At 57.0% G+C, this 14,010-nt stretch carries 15 protein-coding genes; 6 read left to right on the top strand and 9 right to left on the bottom strand.

Annotation, left to right across the window (positions count from 1 at the left end):
- The first annotated feature begins 249 nt into the window (after positions 1-249).
- The 3 genes from sbcD (at position 250) to KCG39_RS24485 (ending at position 5,235) form a co-directional block, all read left to right on the top strand.
- Positions 250-1,452 (top strand): exonuclease subunit SbcD, encoded by a 1,203-nt coding sequence (sbcD, locus tag KCG39_RS24495; RefSeq protein ID WP_049112671.1) that lies wholly within the window; start codon positions 250-252, stop codon positions 1,450-1,452.
- Positions 1,449-4,583, top strand: a complete 3,135-nt coding sequence (gene sbcC, locus KCG39_RS24490; protein WP_112165854.1) for an exonuclease subunit SbcC — start codon at positions 1,449-1,451, stop codon at positions 4,581-4,583. The genes sbcD and sbcC overlap by 4 nt, the downstream gene beginning before the upstream one ends.
- A 289-nt stretch (positions 4,584-4,872) precedes the next feature.
- Positions 4,873-5,235, top strand: coding sequence for a hypothetical protein (locus KCG39_RS24485; protein WP_004129631.1), 363 nt, complete (start codon positions 4,873-4,875; stop codon positions 5,233-5,235).
- Between the two features lie 47 nt (positions 5,236-5,282).
- On the opposite strand, the gene mak is transcribed toward KCG39_RS24485, so the two are convergent.
- A complete protein-coding gene (mak, locus tag KCG39_RS24480; RefSeq protein ID WP_049113301.1) occupies positions 5,283-6,188 on the bottom strand; it encodes a fructokinase in 906 nt (301 codons plus the stop codon).
- 90 nt (positions 6,189-6,278) lie between these two features.
- Here mak and rdgC point away from each other — a divergent pair, with 90 nt between their 5' ends.
- Complete coding sequence (gene rdgC / locus KCG39_RS24475) at positions 6,279-7,190, top strand: recombination-associated protein RdgC (RefSeq protein ID WP_142467928.1); 912 nt, start codon at positions 6,279-6,281, stop codon at positions 7,188-7,190.
- Between the two features lie 45 nt (positions 7,191-7,235).
- On the opposite strand, the gene ppnP is transcribed toward rdgC, so the two are convergent.
- The 4 genes from ppnP to aroL all read right to left on the bottom strand — a co-directional run bounded on the left by ppnP (position 7,236) and on the right by aroL (position 9,328).
- Complete coding sequence (gene ppnP / locus KCG39_RS24470; RefSeq protein ID WP_004129626.1) at positions 7,236-7,520, bottom strand: pyrimidine/purine nucleoside phosphorylase; 285 nt, start codon at positions 7,518-7,520, stop codon at positions 7,236-7,238.
- A gap of 87 nt (positions 7,521-7,607) precedes the next feature.
- Positions 7,608-8,288, bottom strand: a complete 681-nt coding sequence (locus tag KCG39_RS24465) for an AroM family protein (protein WP_185910492.1) — start codon at positions 8,286-8,288, stop codon at positions 7,608-7,610.
- A gap of 250 nt (positions 8,289-8,538) precedes the next feature.
- Positions 8,539-8,730 carry a YaiA family protein gene (locus KCG39_RS24460; RefSeq protein ID WP_004129622.1) on the bottom strand — a complete coding sequence of 64 codons (192 nt, stop codon included), beginning with the start codon at positions 8,728-8,730 and terminating at the stop codon, positions 8,539-8,541.
- A gap of 70 nt (positions 8,731-8,800) precedes the next feature.
- Entirely contained in the window at positions 8,801-9,328 is a 528-nt protein-coding gene (aroL, locus tag KCG39_RS24455) for a shikimate kinase AroL (protein ID WP_004129620.1), read from the bottom strand.
- Between the two features lie 334 nt (positions 9,329-9,662).
- Between aroL and KCG39_RS24450 the strand changes: the two genes are divergently transcribed.
- Positions 9,663-10,361, top strand: coding sequence for a DUF2076 domain-containing protein (locus KCG39_RS24450; protein WP_049113305.1), 699 nt, complete (start codon positions 9,663-9,665; stop codon positions 10,359-10,361).
- On the opposite strand, the gene KCG39_RS24445 is transcribed toward KCG39_RS24450, so the two are convergent.
- Positions 10,358-10,816: a YaiI/YqxD family protein gene (locus KCG39_RS24445; RefSeq protein ID WP_049113307.1), complete on the bottom strand. Its 459-nt coding sequence runs from the start codon at positions 10,814-10,816 to the stop codon at positions 10,358-10,360. The genes KCG39_RS24450 and KCG39_RS24445 overlap by 4 nt on opposite strands.
- Positions 10,817-10,932: 116 nt before the next feature.
- On the opposite strand from KCG39_RS24445, the gene proC reads away from it, so the two are divergent.
- Positions 10,933-11,742, top strand: a complete 810-nt coding sequence (gene proC, locus KCG39_RS24440) for a pyrroline-5-carboxylate reductase (protein WP_004129614.1) — start codon at positions 10,933-10,935, stop codon at positions 11,740-11,742.
- 53 nt (positions 11,743-11,795) lie between these two features.
- On the opposite strand, the gene psiF is transcribed toward proC, so the two are convergent.
- From psiF to iraP, 3 genes are all read right to left on the bottom strand, one after another.
- Positions 11,796-12,116: a phosphate starvation-inducible protein PsiF gene (psiF, locus tag KCG39_RS24435; protein ID WP_004129612.1), complete on the bottom strand. Its 321-nt coding sequence runs from the start codon at positions 12,114-12,116 to the stop codon at positions 11,796-11,798.
- Between the two features lie 90 nt (positions 12,117-12,206).
- On the bottom strand, positions 12,207-13,637 hold the full coding sequence (gene phoA, locus KCG39_RS24430) for an alkaline phosphatase (RefSeq protein WP_032742056.1): 1,431 nt from the start codon (positions 13,635-13,637) through the stop codon (positions 12,207-12,209).
- A gap of 88 nt (positions 13,638-13,725) precedes the next feature.
- Positions 13,726-13,986 (bottom strand): anti-adapter protein IraP, encoded by a 261-nt coding sequence (gene iraP, locus KCG39_RS24425; protein WP_004129608.1) that lies wholly within the window; start codon positions 13,984-13,986, stop codon positions 13,726-13,728.
- Positions 13,987-14,010 lie beyond the last annotated feature (24 nt).

Raw genomic sequence — 14,010 nt, 5'->3', positions numbered from 1 at the left:
TTTATGACAGATTTATGAAAAAAATGACCGCCAGATGAACGCGGATTTCGAATTGTGACACGGACTTAACTCACCGAAGAACAGCATTATCCCCTCAATAATTCACGTGGCTTAATGGCGGCAAGGGCGTCAGTCCCCACAACCCCTGGTAACCAGGTGGCTGGGGTGAGCGCACGTAGCCAACACATAAGCAACTTGACGTATGACGGGTATATAATGCCGCTTACGCTTTTTCGCTATGGAACAACTATGCGCATCCTTCACACCTCTGACTGGCATCTCGGGCAAAATTTTTACAGCAAAAGTCGCGCCGCCGAACATCAGGCGTTTCTCGACTGGCTGCTGGCCAGCGCGCAGGAGCATGATGTTGACGCCATTATTGTCGCGGGCGATATTTTTGATACCGGCTCGCCGCCGAGCTACGCGCGCGAGCTGTATAACCGCTTTGTCGTTCAGCTGCAGCAGACCGGCTGTCGGCTGGTGGTGCTGGCGGGAAACCACGACTCGGTCGCTACCCTCAACGAGTCGCGCGACATTCTTGCGTTCCTTAAAACCACGGTGGTGGCCAATGCCGGCCACGCGCCCTTTATTCTGCCGTTACGCGACGGTACCCCGGGGGCGGTTTTTTGCCCGGTACCGTTCCTGCGTCCTCGTGAGCTGGTGACCAGCCAGGCCGGGCACTCCAGCGGCGAGAAGCAACAGCAGTTACTCAATGCCATCAGCGACTACTACCAACAGCAATACCAGCAGGCCTGCGAACTGCGCGGCAACCAGGCGCTGCCGATTATCGCCAGCGGCCATTTAACCACCGTCGGCGCCAGCAAAAGCGACGCGGTCCGCGAAATTTATATCGGTACCCTCGACGCCTTCCCGGCGAACCGCTTTCCGCCTGCCGACTATATCGCGCTCGGCCATATTCACCGGGCGCAGGTGGTCGGCGGCTGCGAGCATATTCGCTACAGTGGCTCCCCAATTGCGCTGAGCTTTGACGAGACCGGGAAAAGCAAAAGCGTCAATCTGGTGACCTTTAGCGCTGGCCGCCTGGCGGACGTCACGCCGCTGATCGTGCCCATCACCCAGCCTCTGGCGGTCTTAAAGGGCGATTTCGCCAGCGTTAGCGCTCAGCTGAACCAATGGCAGAATAACGGCCAGCGGCCCGCCGTATGGCTGGATATCGAAATCACCAGCGATGAATATATGCATGATATACAAAGGAAAATCCAGGCCCAGACCGAAACACTGCCGGTAGAAGTGTTGCTGGTGCGCCGCAGCCGCAGCCAGCGCGATCGCATTCTGGCGGGCGTTCAGCGGGTCACCCTCAGCGAGCTGCAGGTCGAGGAGGTCTTCGCCCGCCGTCTGGCGCTGGAAACGCTGGAAGAGGCGCAGCAGCAGCGCCTGGAACAGCTCTTTAATGAAACGCTGCATAGTCTCAACGGTGAGGATCGCCTGTGAAAATTCTCAGCTTACGCCTGAAAAACCTCAACTCACTCAAAGGCGAATGGAAAATTGATTTCTCCGCTGAGCCATTTGCCAGCAACGGATTGTTCGCGATTACCGGGCCAACCGGCGCCGGCAAGACCACCCTGCTGGACGCTATCTGCCTCGCGCTTTATCACGAAACGCCGCGCCTGAGCAGCGTGTCGCAATCGCAAAACGATCTGATGACCCGCGACACCGCCGAATGTCTGGCGGAAGTGGAGTTCGAGGTCAAAGGCATCGCCTACCGCGCCTTCTGGAGTCAGAACCGGGCGCGAAACCAGCCGGACGGCAATTTACAGGTTCCGCGCGTCGAGCTGGCGCGCTGCGAGGACGGTAAAATCCTCGCCGATAAGGTCAAAGATAAGCTGGAACTGACCGCCTCGCTCACCGGTCTGGACTATGGCCGCTTCACCCGCTCAATGCTACTGTCGCAGGGGCAGTTCGCCGCCTTCCTCAACGCCAAACCGAAGGAGCGCGCCGAGCTGCTGGAAGAGCTCACCGGGACCGAAATTTACGGACAGATTTCCGCCCAGGTCTTTGAAAAACATAAGCAGGCCCGCGTCGATCTGGAAAAAATCCAGGCGCAGGCCTCCGGCGTCCTGCTGCTGAGCGAGGAGCAACAGCAGGCGCTTCAGCAAAGTTTGCAAGCGCTTACTGCTGAAGAAAAACAGCAGGTTAGCGAACAAACCCGGTTGCAAAATGCCCGTCAGTGGCAAATACGCCGTGAAGAACTGACGGCAGAAGATCTGCAGGCTCAAACCGCGCTACGCGAAGCGCAATCTGCGCTGGAGCAGGTCCAGCCGCAGCTTAGCGCGCTGTTAAATTCCCAGCCGGCGGAGCGTTTGCGCCCGCAGTGGACGCGTCAGCAGGAGCAAACCGCCGCGCTGGCGCAAACCCGCAGCCAGAGAGAGGAAGTAAATACTCGCTTACATGAACGATTGCGGCTGCGGGCGGGTATTCGCCTCGCCGCCCGGCAGCAGTCTGAGCAACTTCACAGCCGTCAACAAGCGTTGTCCGCATGGCTTAAAGAGCATGACCGCTTTCAGCTCTGGGGCAACGCGCTGGCGGGCTGGCGGGCCGCTTTCCAGCAGCAGGCTCGCGATACGCAGCAGCAATCCGTGGTCCAACAGCGCCTGGCGGAAACCCACCGCAGGCTGGGCGAACTGCCGGCCGCCGGGCTGACGCTGGATGCCGAACAGGTTAGCGCCGGACTCGCGCAGCACGCTGCGGCCCGCGCTCTGCGTCAGCAGCTCGCTGCGCTGCATGGTCAGCTGCAGCCGCTGGCCCAACGGTTATCGCAGCTTGATGCCGCCGGGCAGGCCAGTAAGCAGGAGCAGGAACGGCTGGAAGCCACCCTGGCTCAGCGCCGTCAGGCCTATAAAGAAAAGAATCAGCAGTTCAGCGATGTGAAAGCCCTTTGCGAAATGGAAGCCCGCATTGCCGGGCTTGAGGCGGAGCGAGCCCGCCTGCAGCCTGGCTCACCCTGCCCGCTCTGCGGTTCCGCGCAGCATCCGGCCGTCGCCGAATATCAGGCGCTGGTTCCCGGCGTAAACCAGGCGCGGCGCGATGCGCTGGAGCGCGAAGTTAAGCAGCTGGCGGAGGCCGGAGCGCAGGCGCGCGGCGAGCTTGACGCTCTGATCAAGCAGCAGCAAAAAGAGGTCGCTGAGAAAGCATCGCTTCTGCAGCAGGAGCAAGCGCTTACATCACGCTGGCATGAGACCATCACCGGATTAAATATCGACCTGACGCCAAAGGATGACATTCCGGGCTGGCTAAACGCGCAACAGGAGCATGAACAGCGGCTGTATCAGCATCAGCAGCGTCTGGCCTGGCAGGCTCAGCAGCAGGAGTGCCAGCAGCAGCTCCAGCAGCTACAGCGGGAACAAGCGCAGCGCAGCGCCGCGCTGGCGACGGAGCTGAGCGCATTTGCGCTGGACTTACCGGCTGTCGGGCAGGCCGCTGGCTGGCTGGCGCAGCGGGAAGAAGAGACCCGCGGCTGGCAGGCCAAACAGAATGAACTGCTCGCCCTTCAGGAACAGATCCAACAGCTGGCTCCGCTACTGGAGGCTTTGCCGGAAACGGAATTAGCGGCGGAACCCGCGCCGCTGGACGGCTGGCGTCAGGTACATGACGACTGCCTCGCACTCCAGAGCCAGTGGCAAACCCTGGGGCAGCAGGAAAGCCAGCAGCAGGCACAGCTGAAAGAGAGCGAAGCGCAGTTCAGCGCAGCGCTGGCCGCCAGCCCGTTCGCCGATCGGCAGGCGTTTCTCGCCGCCCTGCTCGATGAAGATACGCACCAGGGCCTTGAACGCCTGAAGCAGACGTTGGAAAGCGCGCTCCAGCAGAATCAGGCGCTGGCGCTGCGAGCCCGCGAGGCGCTGGTGAACCACAGCCAGCAGCCGCCGACGGACATGGACATCGACCAGCCGCCTGAACAGCTACAAGAAAAGCTTCAGCAACTGACCGCGCTGCTGCGGGAAAACAGCGCCCGCCAGGGAGAGATTCGCCAGCAGCTGAAGCAGAATGCCGAAAACCAGCAGCGTCAGCAGTCGTTACGCCAGCAGATGGAACACGCGGCCCGGGAAGTGGAAGACTGGGGGTGGCTGAACTCGCTTATCGGCTCCAGAGAGGGCGACAAATTCCGTAAGTTTGCGCAAGGGCTGACGCTGGATAACCTGGTATGGCTGGCCAACCATCAGCTTAACCGCCTGCACGGCCGCTATCTGCTGCAACGCAAAGCCAGCGACGCGCTGGAGCTGGAGGTGGTCGATACCTGGCAAGCAGACGCGGTGCGCGATACCCGGACGCTTTCCGGCGGCGAGAGCTTCCTCGTGAGCCTCGCGCTGGCGCTGGCGCTCTCCGATCTGGTGAGCCATAAGACGCGGATAGACTCGCTATTCCTCGATGAGGGTTTCGGCACGCTGGACAGCGAAACCCTGGATACCGCGCTGGATGCGCTGGACGCGCTTAACGCCAGCGGCAAGATTATCGGCGTCATCAGCCACGTTGAGGCGATGAAAGAGCGCATTCCTGTGCAAATTAAAGTTAAAAAAATCAACGGGCTGGGCTATAGCCGCCTCGATAAAGCTTTCGCCGTTGAGTAATTCCCTCCCTCCGCTCCTTACCTGAAGATCTCTCCCCGCCGGGAGAGATCGCCGCCTCCTGAGAAATGACGTGCTTCCAGCTGCCCGGCGCAGTAATCATTGCCAAACAATTCACGAATAATCTTGATTATGCACGAAAGTGCATGATAGTTTATCTGTTAACCTATAAACGGCCATTTTCATTTATTTTCGTGCAAACTCATGCATCGAAAATTGTCTATGACGGAACGTACAACGGGAAGGAAGCCTTCAATAGCATTCCCATTCACGCATCAAGAAGGTCTTAAATATGCAAAGTTTACTTATTTTGATCGCCGGCCCGGTACGCAGCGGCACCGACAATCGCGCGGAACTTATCGAGGCTAATCTGCACAATATGGCCCAGGTTGCGCTACGCGTTTACCAGAAAGGGCATATTCCCGTGGTCGGCGAATGGCTGGCGTTACCCGTTGCTAAAGCGGCGGGCTCCAAAGAAATTGGCGATGCGATTAGCGAAGAGTATCTCTACCCCGTCGCTCACCGTTTAATTAGCCGCTGCGATGCAATTTTGCGCATACCGGGCGAATCCCGGGGAGCGGACCTGGATATTGAGGAGGGTAAAAAAAGGGGATTGTCGATTTACTACGGCCTGGAGGAGATCCCGGAGCGGTAATCAACCGCTACCCGCTGCGCCGTTCAGGCCGCGCAGCGGGTTGATGATTACAGCGGCCACAGCCAGGCGGCGCCGCGTACGCCGCTGGAATCGCCGTGGGCCGCTTTGCGAATCGGCGTCTCGCATTCGCCGCCAAAGACCCACGGTTTTAGCAGATTCGGCACCGTCTGATACAGCCGGTCAACGTTGCTCATTCCGCCGCCAAGCACAATAACGTCCGGGTCGAGGATGTTGATCACGTGCGCCAACGACTTCGCCAGCCGCGTCTCATAGCGGCTCAGCGCCAGTTCCGCCAGCGGATCCCGTTCGCCGACGCGCTGCATAATCTCGCTGCCTTTCAGCGGATGCCCGCTCAACCGACGGTAATCGGTAGCAAAGCCGGTGCCGGAGATAAAGGTTTCAATGCAGCCCTGCTTGCCGCAGTAGCACGGCACTTCAGCGCGATAGCGCAGTTCGTCTTCATCCATCCACGGCAGCGGATTATGCCCCCACTCGCCCGCCGTACCGTTGCCGCCTATGTGGGCGCGTCCGTTAAGCGCCACCCCAGAACCGCAGCCGGTGCCAATAATCACCGCAAACACCGTTTGCGCCCCGGCCGCCGCGCCGTCTACCGCTTCCGACACCGCGAGGCAGTTGGCATCGTTGGCCAGACGCACTTCCCGTTGTAGACGCTGGCTCAGGTCTTTATCAAACGGCTGACCGTTGAGCCAGGTTGAATTAGCGTTTTTGACCACGCCGGTATAGGGCGAAATCGACCCGGGGATGCCGATGCCAACCGTGCCGCTCTGCCCGGTGGCCTGCTCGGCCATCTCGACCAGCGAGGCAATTGTCTCTATCGTCTGGCAATAATCGCCCCCTGGCGTAGGCAGGCGATGACGAAATAGCTGCTCTCCCTGGTCGCTCAGCGCGATGACTTCCGTTTTGGTCCCGCCTAAATCAATGCCAATGCGCACCGTGAATTCCTCCCCCGATTAACAATGCAAGCATAGCGACAATTCGCTATCATGCCCGCTGGATTTAACGACTAAGCCGTGGAAATTATCATGCTGTGGTTCAAAAATTTAATGGTTTATCGTCTCAGCCGCGACATTTCCCTGCGCGCCGAGGAGATGGAAAAACAGCTGGCCGAGCTGACCTTTACCCCTTGCGGCAGCCAGGATATGGCCAAAACCGGTTGGGTACCGCCGATGGGATCGCACAGCGACGCGTTGACGCATACGTCAAACGGCCAGATCGTTATCTGCGCGCGTAAAGAAGAGAAGATCCTGCCGTCTCCGGTGATCAAACAGGCGCTGGAAGCAAAGATTTTCAAGCTGGAAGCCGAGCAGGGCCGCAAGCTGAAAAAGACCGAAAAAGATTCGCTGAAAGATGAGGTTCTGCACTCTCTGCTGCCGCGCGCCTTCAGCCGCTTCAGCCAGACTATGATGTGGATCGATACCGTCAACGGACTGATCATGGTGGACTGCGCGAGCGCCAAAAAAGCGGAAGATACCCTGGCGCTACTGCGTAAAACCCTCGGCTCGCTGCCTGTGGTCCCGCTGGCGCTGGAAACCCCGATCGAACTGACGCTAACCGAGTGGGTGCGCTCCGGTACCGTTGCCCAGGGCTTCCAGCTACTGGACGAAGCCGAGCTAAAAGCGATGCTGGAAGACGGCGGCGTGATCCGCGCGAAAAAACAGGATCTGGTCAGCGACGAGATCGCCGTGCACATTGAAGCCGGTAAGGTCGTGACCAAGCTGGCGCTCGACTGGCAGCAGCGCATTCAGTTCTTAATGTGCGATGATGGTTCGATTAAACGCCTGAAGTTCTGCGACGAACTGCGGGACCAGAATGAAGATATCGATCGGGAAGATTTCGCTCAGCGTTTTGATGCGGACTTTATTCTGATGAGCGGCGAACTGGCCGCGCTGATACAGAATCTGGTGGAAGGGTTAGGCGGCGAAGCGCAGCGCTAATCTGGCGGTGAATTCCTTCCTGCCAGCGCAGGAAGGAAGCTGACTTTACAGGTAGCGGCAAAGATAAGACGTCGGCTCAGCCACCTGCAAATGAAACTCGCTATTCCCCGGAACGTTGAATACTTCCCCGGCGGCGTAGACTTTCCACTCGGTTTCCCCCGGCAGAAGTACGTTCAGCGCGCCGCTGACTACGCTCATCTCTTCTGGCTGCGCGGTGCCAAAGGTATATTCCCCTTCCGCCATCACGCCCACGCTCGCACGGCCGGTGCTGCTGCTGGTGAAGCCGATAGATTTTACTTTTCCGTCAAAGTATTCATTGCTTTGAAGCATAAACTCGCCCTTATGATCTTGTGTTGAAGGCACAATATAGGGGGCGCTCCTTGCACCTGTCACGTAAAATTAACGCGATATATCAGGTTAAACTAATAGTTCTGCCGCCAGTCGCGAAACCAGCACATTTGACAACAGAACCGGGATATCCAGCGCCTTTTGTAATATGTCTCGATGCTGCTGGTGGTAGCAAAGACAATCCAGCATCAGTACGTCTGCGCCTTGCTCAATCAGCTCCCTGCCGGCGGCCAGTAAATTATCTTTACTACCGCTGACCGGGTTGGAGATGGCATACAGCGGGGTGTTTTCTAACACCTGCCATTTATCCCGCTGCAGCGGCAAAATCTCTTCGACCGGAACAATGACCCCTACCTGATGACCGTCAACAATCGAGGCAACCAGCGGCGGGATAATTCTTTGCGGCTCAAGCAGGATCGCATTATTCGCCGTAAATCCGCGAAAGGGATGGGTACTCATGAGTAATATCAGGTCGTAATCTTGTTTATCGAGCACCGCAATGACGCTACGTAAATCACGTTCAACCTTCTGCCGCGAGACCTGGGCGATTTCATTGTCGTTAAGCAAGGTCAATAGCATCTCATCGCCGGGCTCAATGCCATAGTCCCGCATTACCTCTTCGCGCGCCATTTTGCCTAACAGGCTAACGTGGTCGATCTGTTCTTCCCTGATATGTTCAGTTAAAAGCGGCAACATCTCCGCCACCGGTACTACCCCAATGGTCAAAATTGCCATCGATGCACTACTCATATCATGTACCTTTTCACAACCGCTGTTTCAAAACAGGCTTCTCTTGACGACTTCTGCCCCCTGGTGACCAAAGCAACCGTCGAGAAGCGTAGCAGATTACGGCTATTTTGGAATGTAAAGATTCCAAAAGCGTCAAAACACACCAGAAAATCAGTGACTTAGGTAATCATTAGTACGGTTAATAAATTAAAAATGTGATGCATGTCCGGTAGCGACCTTTTCAGAGCCAATCCCGGACATGAATGGGAAATTAAGATTTGTCAGGATCTTCGTAGCGCCGTTTGGCGTCCAGCGCTTCCTGTTCAGTAGGGTGTTCACTGATGAGGGAGTTTGGCGTCGGATGGTCAGCGCGCAGTTCATACCAGGTGACCGTTTGGCCCTGCGGGCCTTTTTCAACGGCGACAACACGCGCTTCCCTTGGATATGGAGGTCTGGTCGGCATAGCGTTTCCTTTTTTACCTTAAGAGCTTTAAAGTATAGGCGCTGCCGATCCGTTTTCCCCAGGTAAAGTCTTAACTGGTATAGCTCGCACCGCATACGGTCGTCATAATCTGTTCCACGACCTCATCCGGCGACGCGGTGGCGTTAATAATATGATGCGCGGCCGCGCGATATAGCGCTTCTCTCTGCGCCAGCACTTCACCCACTTCTTCGCGGATGGGCTTTCCGGTCAGCGTCGGGCGCTGTTCAGCCTTCGGATAGGCTTCAAGACGGTCTATCAGCGCGGAAACCGAAGCCTCAAGATAGATCACTACGCCATTCTCCCGCATAAACTGACGGTTATATTCGCTGAGTATAATGCCACCGCCGGTGGCGATGATGGTTGCGGGTTGCGCGACTCTTTCTAACGCCTGCGTTTCCAGAGCACGAAAGCGTTCCCAGCCTTCCTGCTGGACGATCGCCGCTACCGTGCGCTGCTCATGCTCCTGCAGCTCATGGTCCGTGTCGGCGAACTTAAAGTTGCGAACTTTCGCCAGCGCATGACCGACGGTCGTTTTACCGCAGCCGCGAGGCCCGACAAGAAATATTAGCTGTGTCATTACCGAAGACCCCTTGGTTCCGCGTACTGCGGATAAATGAAAGCGAAAAGAAAAACAATGGTACCGCAAACTTACCTGACGCCAACCGTAAAATAAACGTTACACACCATCTACAAACCCTTTCACCTTAGTATTAGAAAGGACTTTAAATGTAAACTTATCATTGCATCTAGTGTTATGCCAGCTTTACTTTTGTACAGAAGTTATTTTTTGTTCGCAGTCTGGCGTAAACAGTAACACATTTCTGCACAGCTTTACGCTGCCGCATATTTACAAGACGAGTCCTTCGGAGCGAATCTGAAGCTAATCAATCAGTATGACAGAGGTATGTAGTATGCAATCTGAAGAGCAACGCCTTATTGATGGACTGTTTTCCCGGTTAAAAGAGGCCGAGAGCCGCAGCGCATCGCGCGATGCCAGCGCTGAGGAGCGGATTGCCGGGCACATCAAAGAGCAGCCGTTCGCCCCTTACTATATGGCGCAGACAATTTTAATTCAGGAAGCGGCTATCAAACAGCTTAACGACCGTATTCAGGCGCTGGAAAGCCAGGTCACCCAGCTTCAGGCTGCGAAGCCAAGCAGCGGCGGGTTTCTCTCCGGCCTGTTTGGCGGCGGGCAGTCTCGCGGCTCCGATCCGATTCCTGGCGCAGAGCAGTATGGCCGACAGCAGGCCGGCGCCCAGCCTCAGTACGCCCCACAGGCGCAACAGCAGAACTACGCGCCTCAGGCCTCGCGCAGCGGCAGCGGCTTTATGGCCGGCGCGCTGCAAACGGCGGCAGGCGTCGCGGGCGGCGTAGTGTTGGGCAATATGTTGACCAATATGTTTAGCGGCTCGCATCCGCAGGAGATCGTCAATATTATCGAAGATAAACCGCAGCCGGATCTCAGCCAGGCGCAGGACAGCAGCGTCGCTGACGATACCTTCCGCCAGGATGACGGGCAGTTCCTTGCCGACAACAACGACTATGACTCCGACTTTGACGCCGGTTTTGGCAACGATGATTTTGGCAGCGACGACGACAGCTGGGTTTAACCCTGCGGGCGTTTGACCTCTAGCAGCCATTTCTCCAGCGCGGCGGCAAACTGCTGACGATCGCGCTGGGATAAGCTATCCGGGCCGCCGGTCTGCACACCGCTGGCCCGCATCGTTTCCATAAAATCGCGCATCGTCAGGCGCTCGCGAATAGTCGCCTCGCTGTAGCGTTCTCCGCGCGGATTCAGCGCCGCGCCGCCTTTCTCCAGCACTTCCGCCGCCAGCGGAATATCGGCGGTAATCACCAGATCTCCTGGCTCGCATAAACGAACGATTTCGTTATCCGCCACGTCAAATCCCTGCGCCACGCGCAGCGTGCGGATAAAGCGCGACGGTGGGACGCGCAGCGGCTGGTTAGCGACCAGCGTCAGCGAGATTTGCGTGCGCTCTGCGGCGCGGAACAAAATATCTTTAATGACGTTCGGACACGCGTCCGCATCAACCCAAATAGCCATTGCGGCTCCTGTCGACCAAAAAGAGATACCGTATTGTCACCTGCTTTTGCCTTCCGCGAAAGCAACAAGATGATAAGCTATGTAGCTAACGATAAAACAAGCAAAGGGGATTGGTGATGGAGAAGAAAATCGGCTTTATCGGCTGCGGCAATATGGGCAAGGCCATTCTGGGCGGCCTAATCGCCAGCGGACAGGTTCAGCCGGGTCAAATCTGGGTCTACACCCCGTCGCCGGACAAAGTGGCGGCCCTGCACGACCAGTACGGCATTAATGCGGCGCAAAGCGCGCAGGAAGTGGCCCAGGTGGCGGATATCGTTTTTGGCGCCGTGAAGCCGGGCGTGATGGTTAAAGTCCTCAGCGACATCGCCTCCAGCCTGAATAAAGACTCTCTGGTGGTCTCTATCGCCGCGGGCGTGACGCTCGATCAGCTGGCGCGCGCCCTGGGCCACGATCGCAAAATAGTCCGCGCGATGCCCAACACGCCTTCGCTGGTCAACGCGGGGATGACGTCGGTCACGCCGAACGCGCTGGTGAGCGCCGAAGAAACCGCAGAAATCCTGACCATCTTCCGCTGCTTTGGCCAGGCGGAAATCATTGCGGAGCCCATGATTCACCCTGTGGTTGGCGTCAGCGGCTCCGCGCCGGCCTACGTTTTTATGTTTATCGAAGCCATGGCGGATGCCGCCGTGCTTGGCGGAATGCCGCGCGCTCAGGCTTATAAATTCGCGGCCCAGGCGGTGATGGGTTCCGCTAAAATGGTGCTCGAGAGCGGAGAGCATCCGGGCGCGCTGAAGGATATGGTGTGCTCGCCGGGCGGCACCACGATCGAAGCCGTGCGCGTGCTGGAAGAGAAAGGCTTCCGCTCGTCCGTCATCGAAGCGATGGTGAAATGCATGGAGAAATCAGAGAAGCTCAGCCGTTCCTGATTGGAATAGCGAATAACGCATAGCGGGTGAGGTTTCCCTCACCCGCTTATTTTTTACACCTGTTTTTTCAGGCAGGCGCTCATAAATTTGCTGCGATCGTCTCCTTTCAGAGACTGCTGGGTCGCCTGAGCGTTACACTCGCGCATTTTCTGCTGCTGAGGCGTTAGCCCCTTACCGTCCTGCGTGGCGCCATCTTTCTTCAGGCAGCTACTCATAAACGTTTTACGCTCATCCCCTTTCAGCGACTTCGACGACGCTTCTTTATTACACACGCTCATCTTTTGCTGCTGGGGGGTTAACTCTTTTTCCGCGGCACTCACCGCTGTCATAAATACCAGGCCAAAAAGTAGGGTCACAAGTAATGTTATTTTCATCGCACCATCCTCTATGAGTGGATCTCTGTAAGTCTGGTCGCTGATGGAGAAAAAACCAGCCGGTAACGAAAATTCGTCACCGGCTTCAGGTTATTTCAGATTAAGTGCGGCCTTCATGGTATAGAACAGGTCGGTCTGATCGGTTAGCCCCACCACGTTGGCCGCGTGCGGGCCGTAGGCGGCAATACGCAGCTGGGTGCCGGTATGCTCCATCGACGTTTCTTCAGAGTTGCCGTAGCTCATGACCATCACCGCGCCGTCTTTGGTATTCAGCGCCTGCGTCAGGCCTGGGGCTTTGGTGTCTGCCGGGATAATCTGGCTGGCGTGAGCGTGGTCGGCGGTGACGATAACCAGGGTATTGCCCTCTTTTTTGGCAAACTCCAGCGCCTTCTGTACCGCTTCATCCAGATCGACGGTTTCGCCAATCTGACCGCACGGATTCGCCGCGTGATCCTGTTTATCGATAGAAGCACCTTCCACCTGCAGGAAGAAGCCCTTCTCGCTGCTGCTCAGCAGATCGATGGCTTTCTCGGTCATCTGCGCCAGCGTCGGCACCGAAGCGTCACGTTTCGGGTTCGGCGTACAGGTCACTGCCGGCTTATCGATATTGCCGTGATAAGACGCCTTTGGGCCTTCCCAACGCACCGGCATATTCCCTTCAGCGAAGAGACCGAGCAGCGGTTTGTCCTGATTGGCCTGGCTAATGGCGGCCAGCGAGCTGGTGTCGGTGACGATCTGGTAGCCGCGGGCTACCGCTTGATCGCGCAGCGTTTTGCCCTGCCATTCGCCGGCCGTCGCGGTTTCAGCGAAGGTTTTCGCTCCGCCGCCCAGCGTCACGTCCGGACGGGCGTTCAGCAACTGCTCGGTAATGGAACCCTTACCGCCTTTTTCCAGCGCGTTGCTGGCGCATTTTTCACTGGTTACGCTCGGACCGTAGCATTTACGCGAAGTGACGTGCGCTACCAGCGCAGCCGGCGTGGCGTCCTGCAGTTCCGCCGTCGAGACGTTACCGGTAGCTAAACCGGCCGCTTTCGCCAGTTCAAGGATGGTCTGATGATCTTTTTCATGGATATCCACACCTAGCGCGCCGTTGTAGCTTTTCACGCCGGTAGTCCAGGCCGTAGCGGAAGCGGCGGAGTCGGTGACATAATCCGGCTTGCCGGTTTTCTTATCCAGTGAATAGTGGGTGTACTGGCCGGTCAGCGGCAGCGCGTCAATGCCTTTAAAGAAACCGCCAGCCCCTTCTGCATAATTTCGCGCAGCGGTAATTTCTGAATCGCCCATTCCATCGCCAATCAGCAAAATAATATTTTTAGCCGGTTTATTGATTAACGAAGCGCGCAGCGCCTCGGTCTGGTCGCCGGTTAAACGACGCGCGCCGCCCGGCGTGGTGATATCGCCCTGCGCGGCACGATTTTCCAGAACCGGTGCGGTTGTTGTTTCCGCGTGAATAATCGGGGAGCCCAGCAGAGGTATCAGGGCAATAAACAAGGCGCTTAATTTCACTTTTATCGTCTCCATGTAAAAAATACTTTAAAAAACAAAACGAGGGAGACTGTATAAAAGCGATGTGACAGTAAAATGACAGCATCCATACCTTGTCACAAAACTAACTACGAGGATGCCGTAACAGCTTCTTTATATATTGCTGCAATAGCTGGGTATCGCGGTCGTCGACCAGCGGGCCGGGGCTGGCCTCGTCGATGGCCTGCTCAATATCGCTGATTAGCGCCTGCTGGGCACCCTGCTCCATATGGCGTAGCAGAGCGGTCACCACCACTTCCAGGGCCTCCACCTGTGCCGTCAGTTCCTTCGATTCTTCTTCCTTTTGGGCGAGTTTAACCAGCAGCTCAGCAATGAGATTCTTCACAGCGCTTTATCCTTATGCGAGGTC

It is taken from the genome of Klebsiella pasteurii (genome assembly GCF_018139045.1).
GTDB lineage: Bacteria > Pseudomonadota > Gammaproteobacteria > Enterobacterales > Enterobacteriaceae > Klebsiella > Klebsiella grimontii.
Note: the sequence above shows the minus strand (reverse complement) of the source record. Positions and strands in the feature narration are given on the sequence as shown.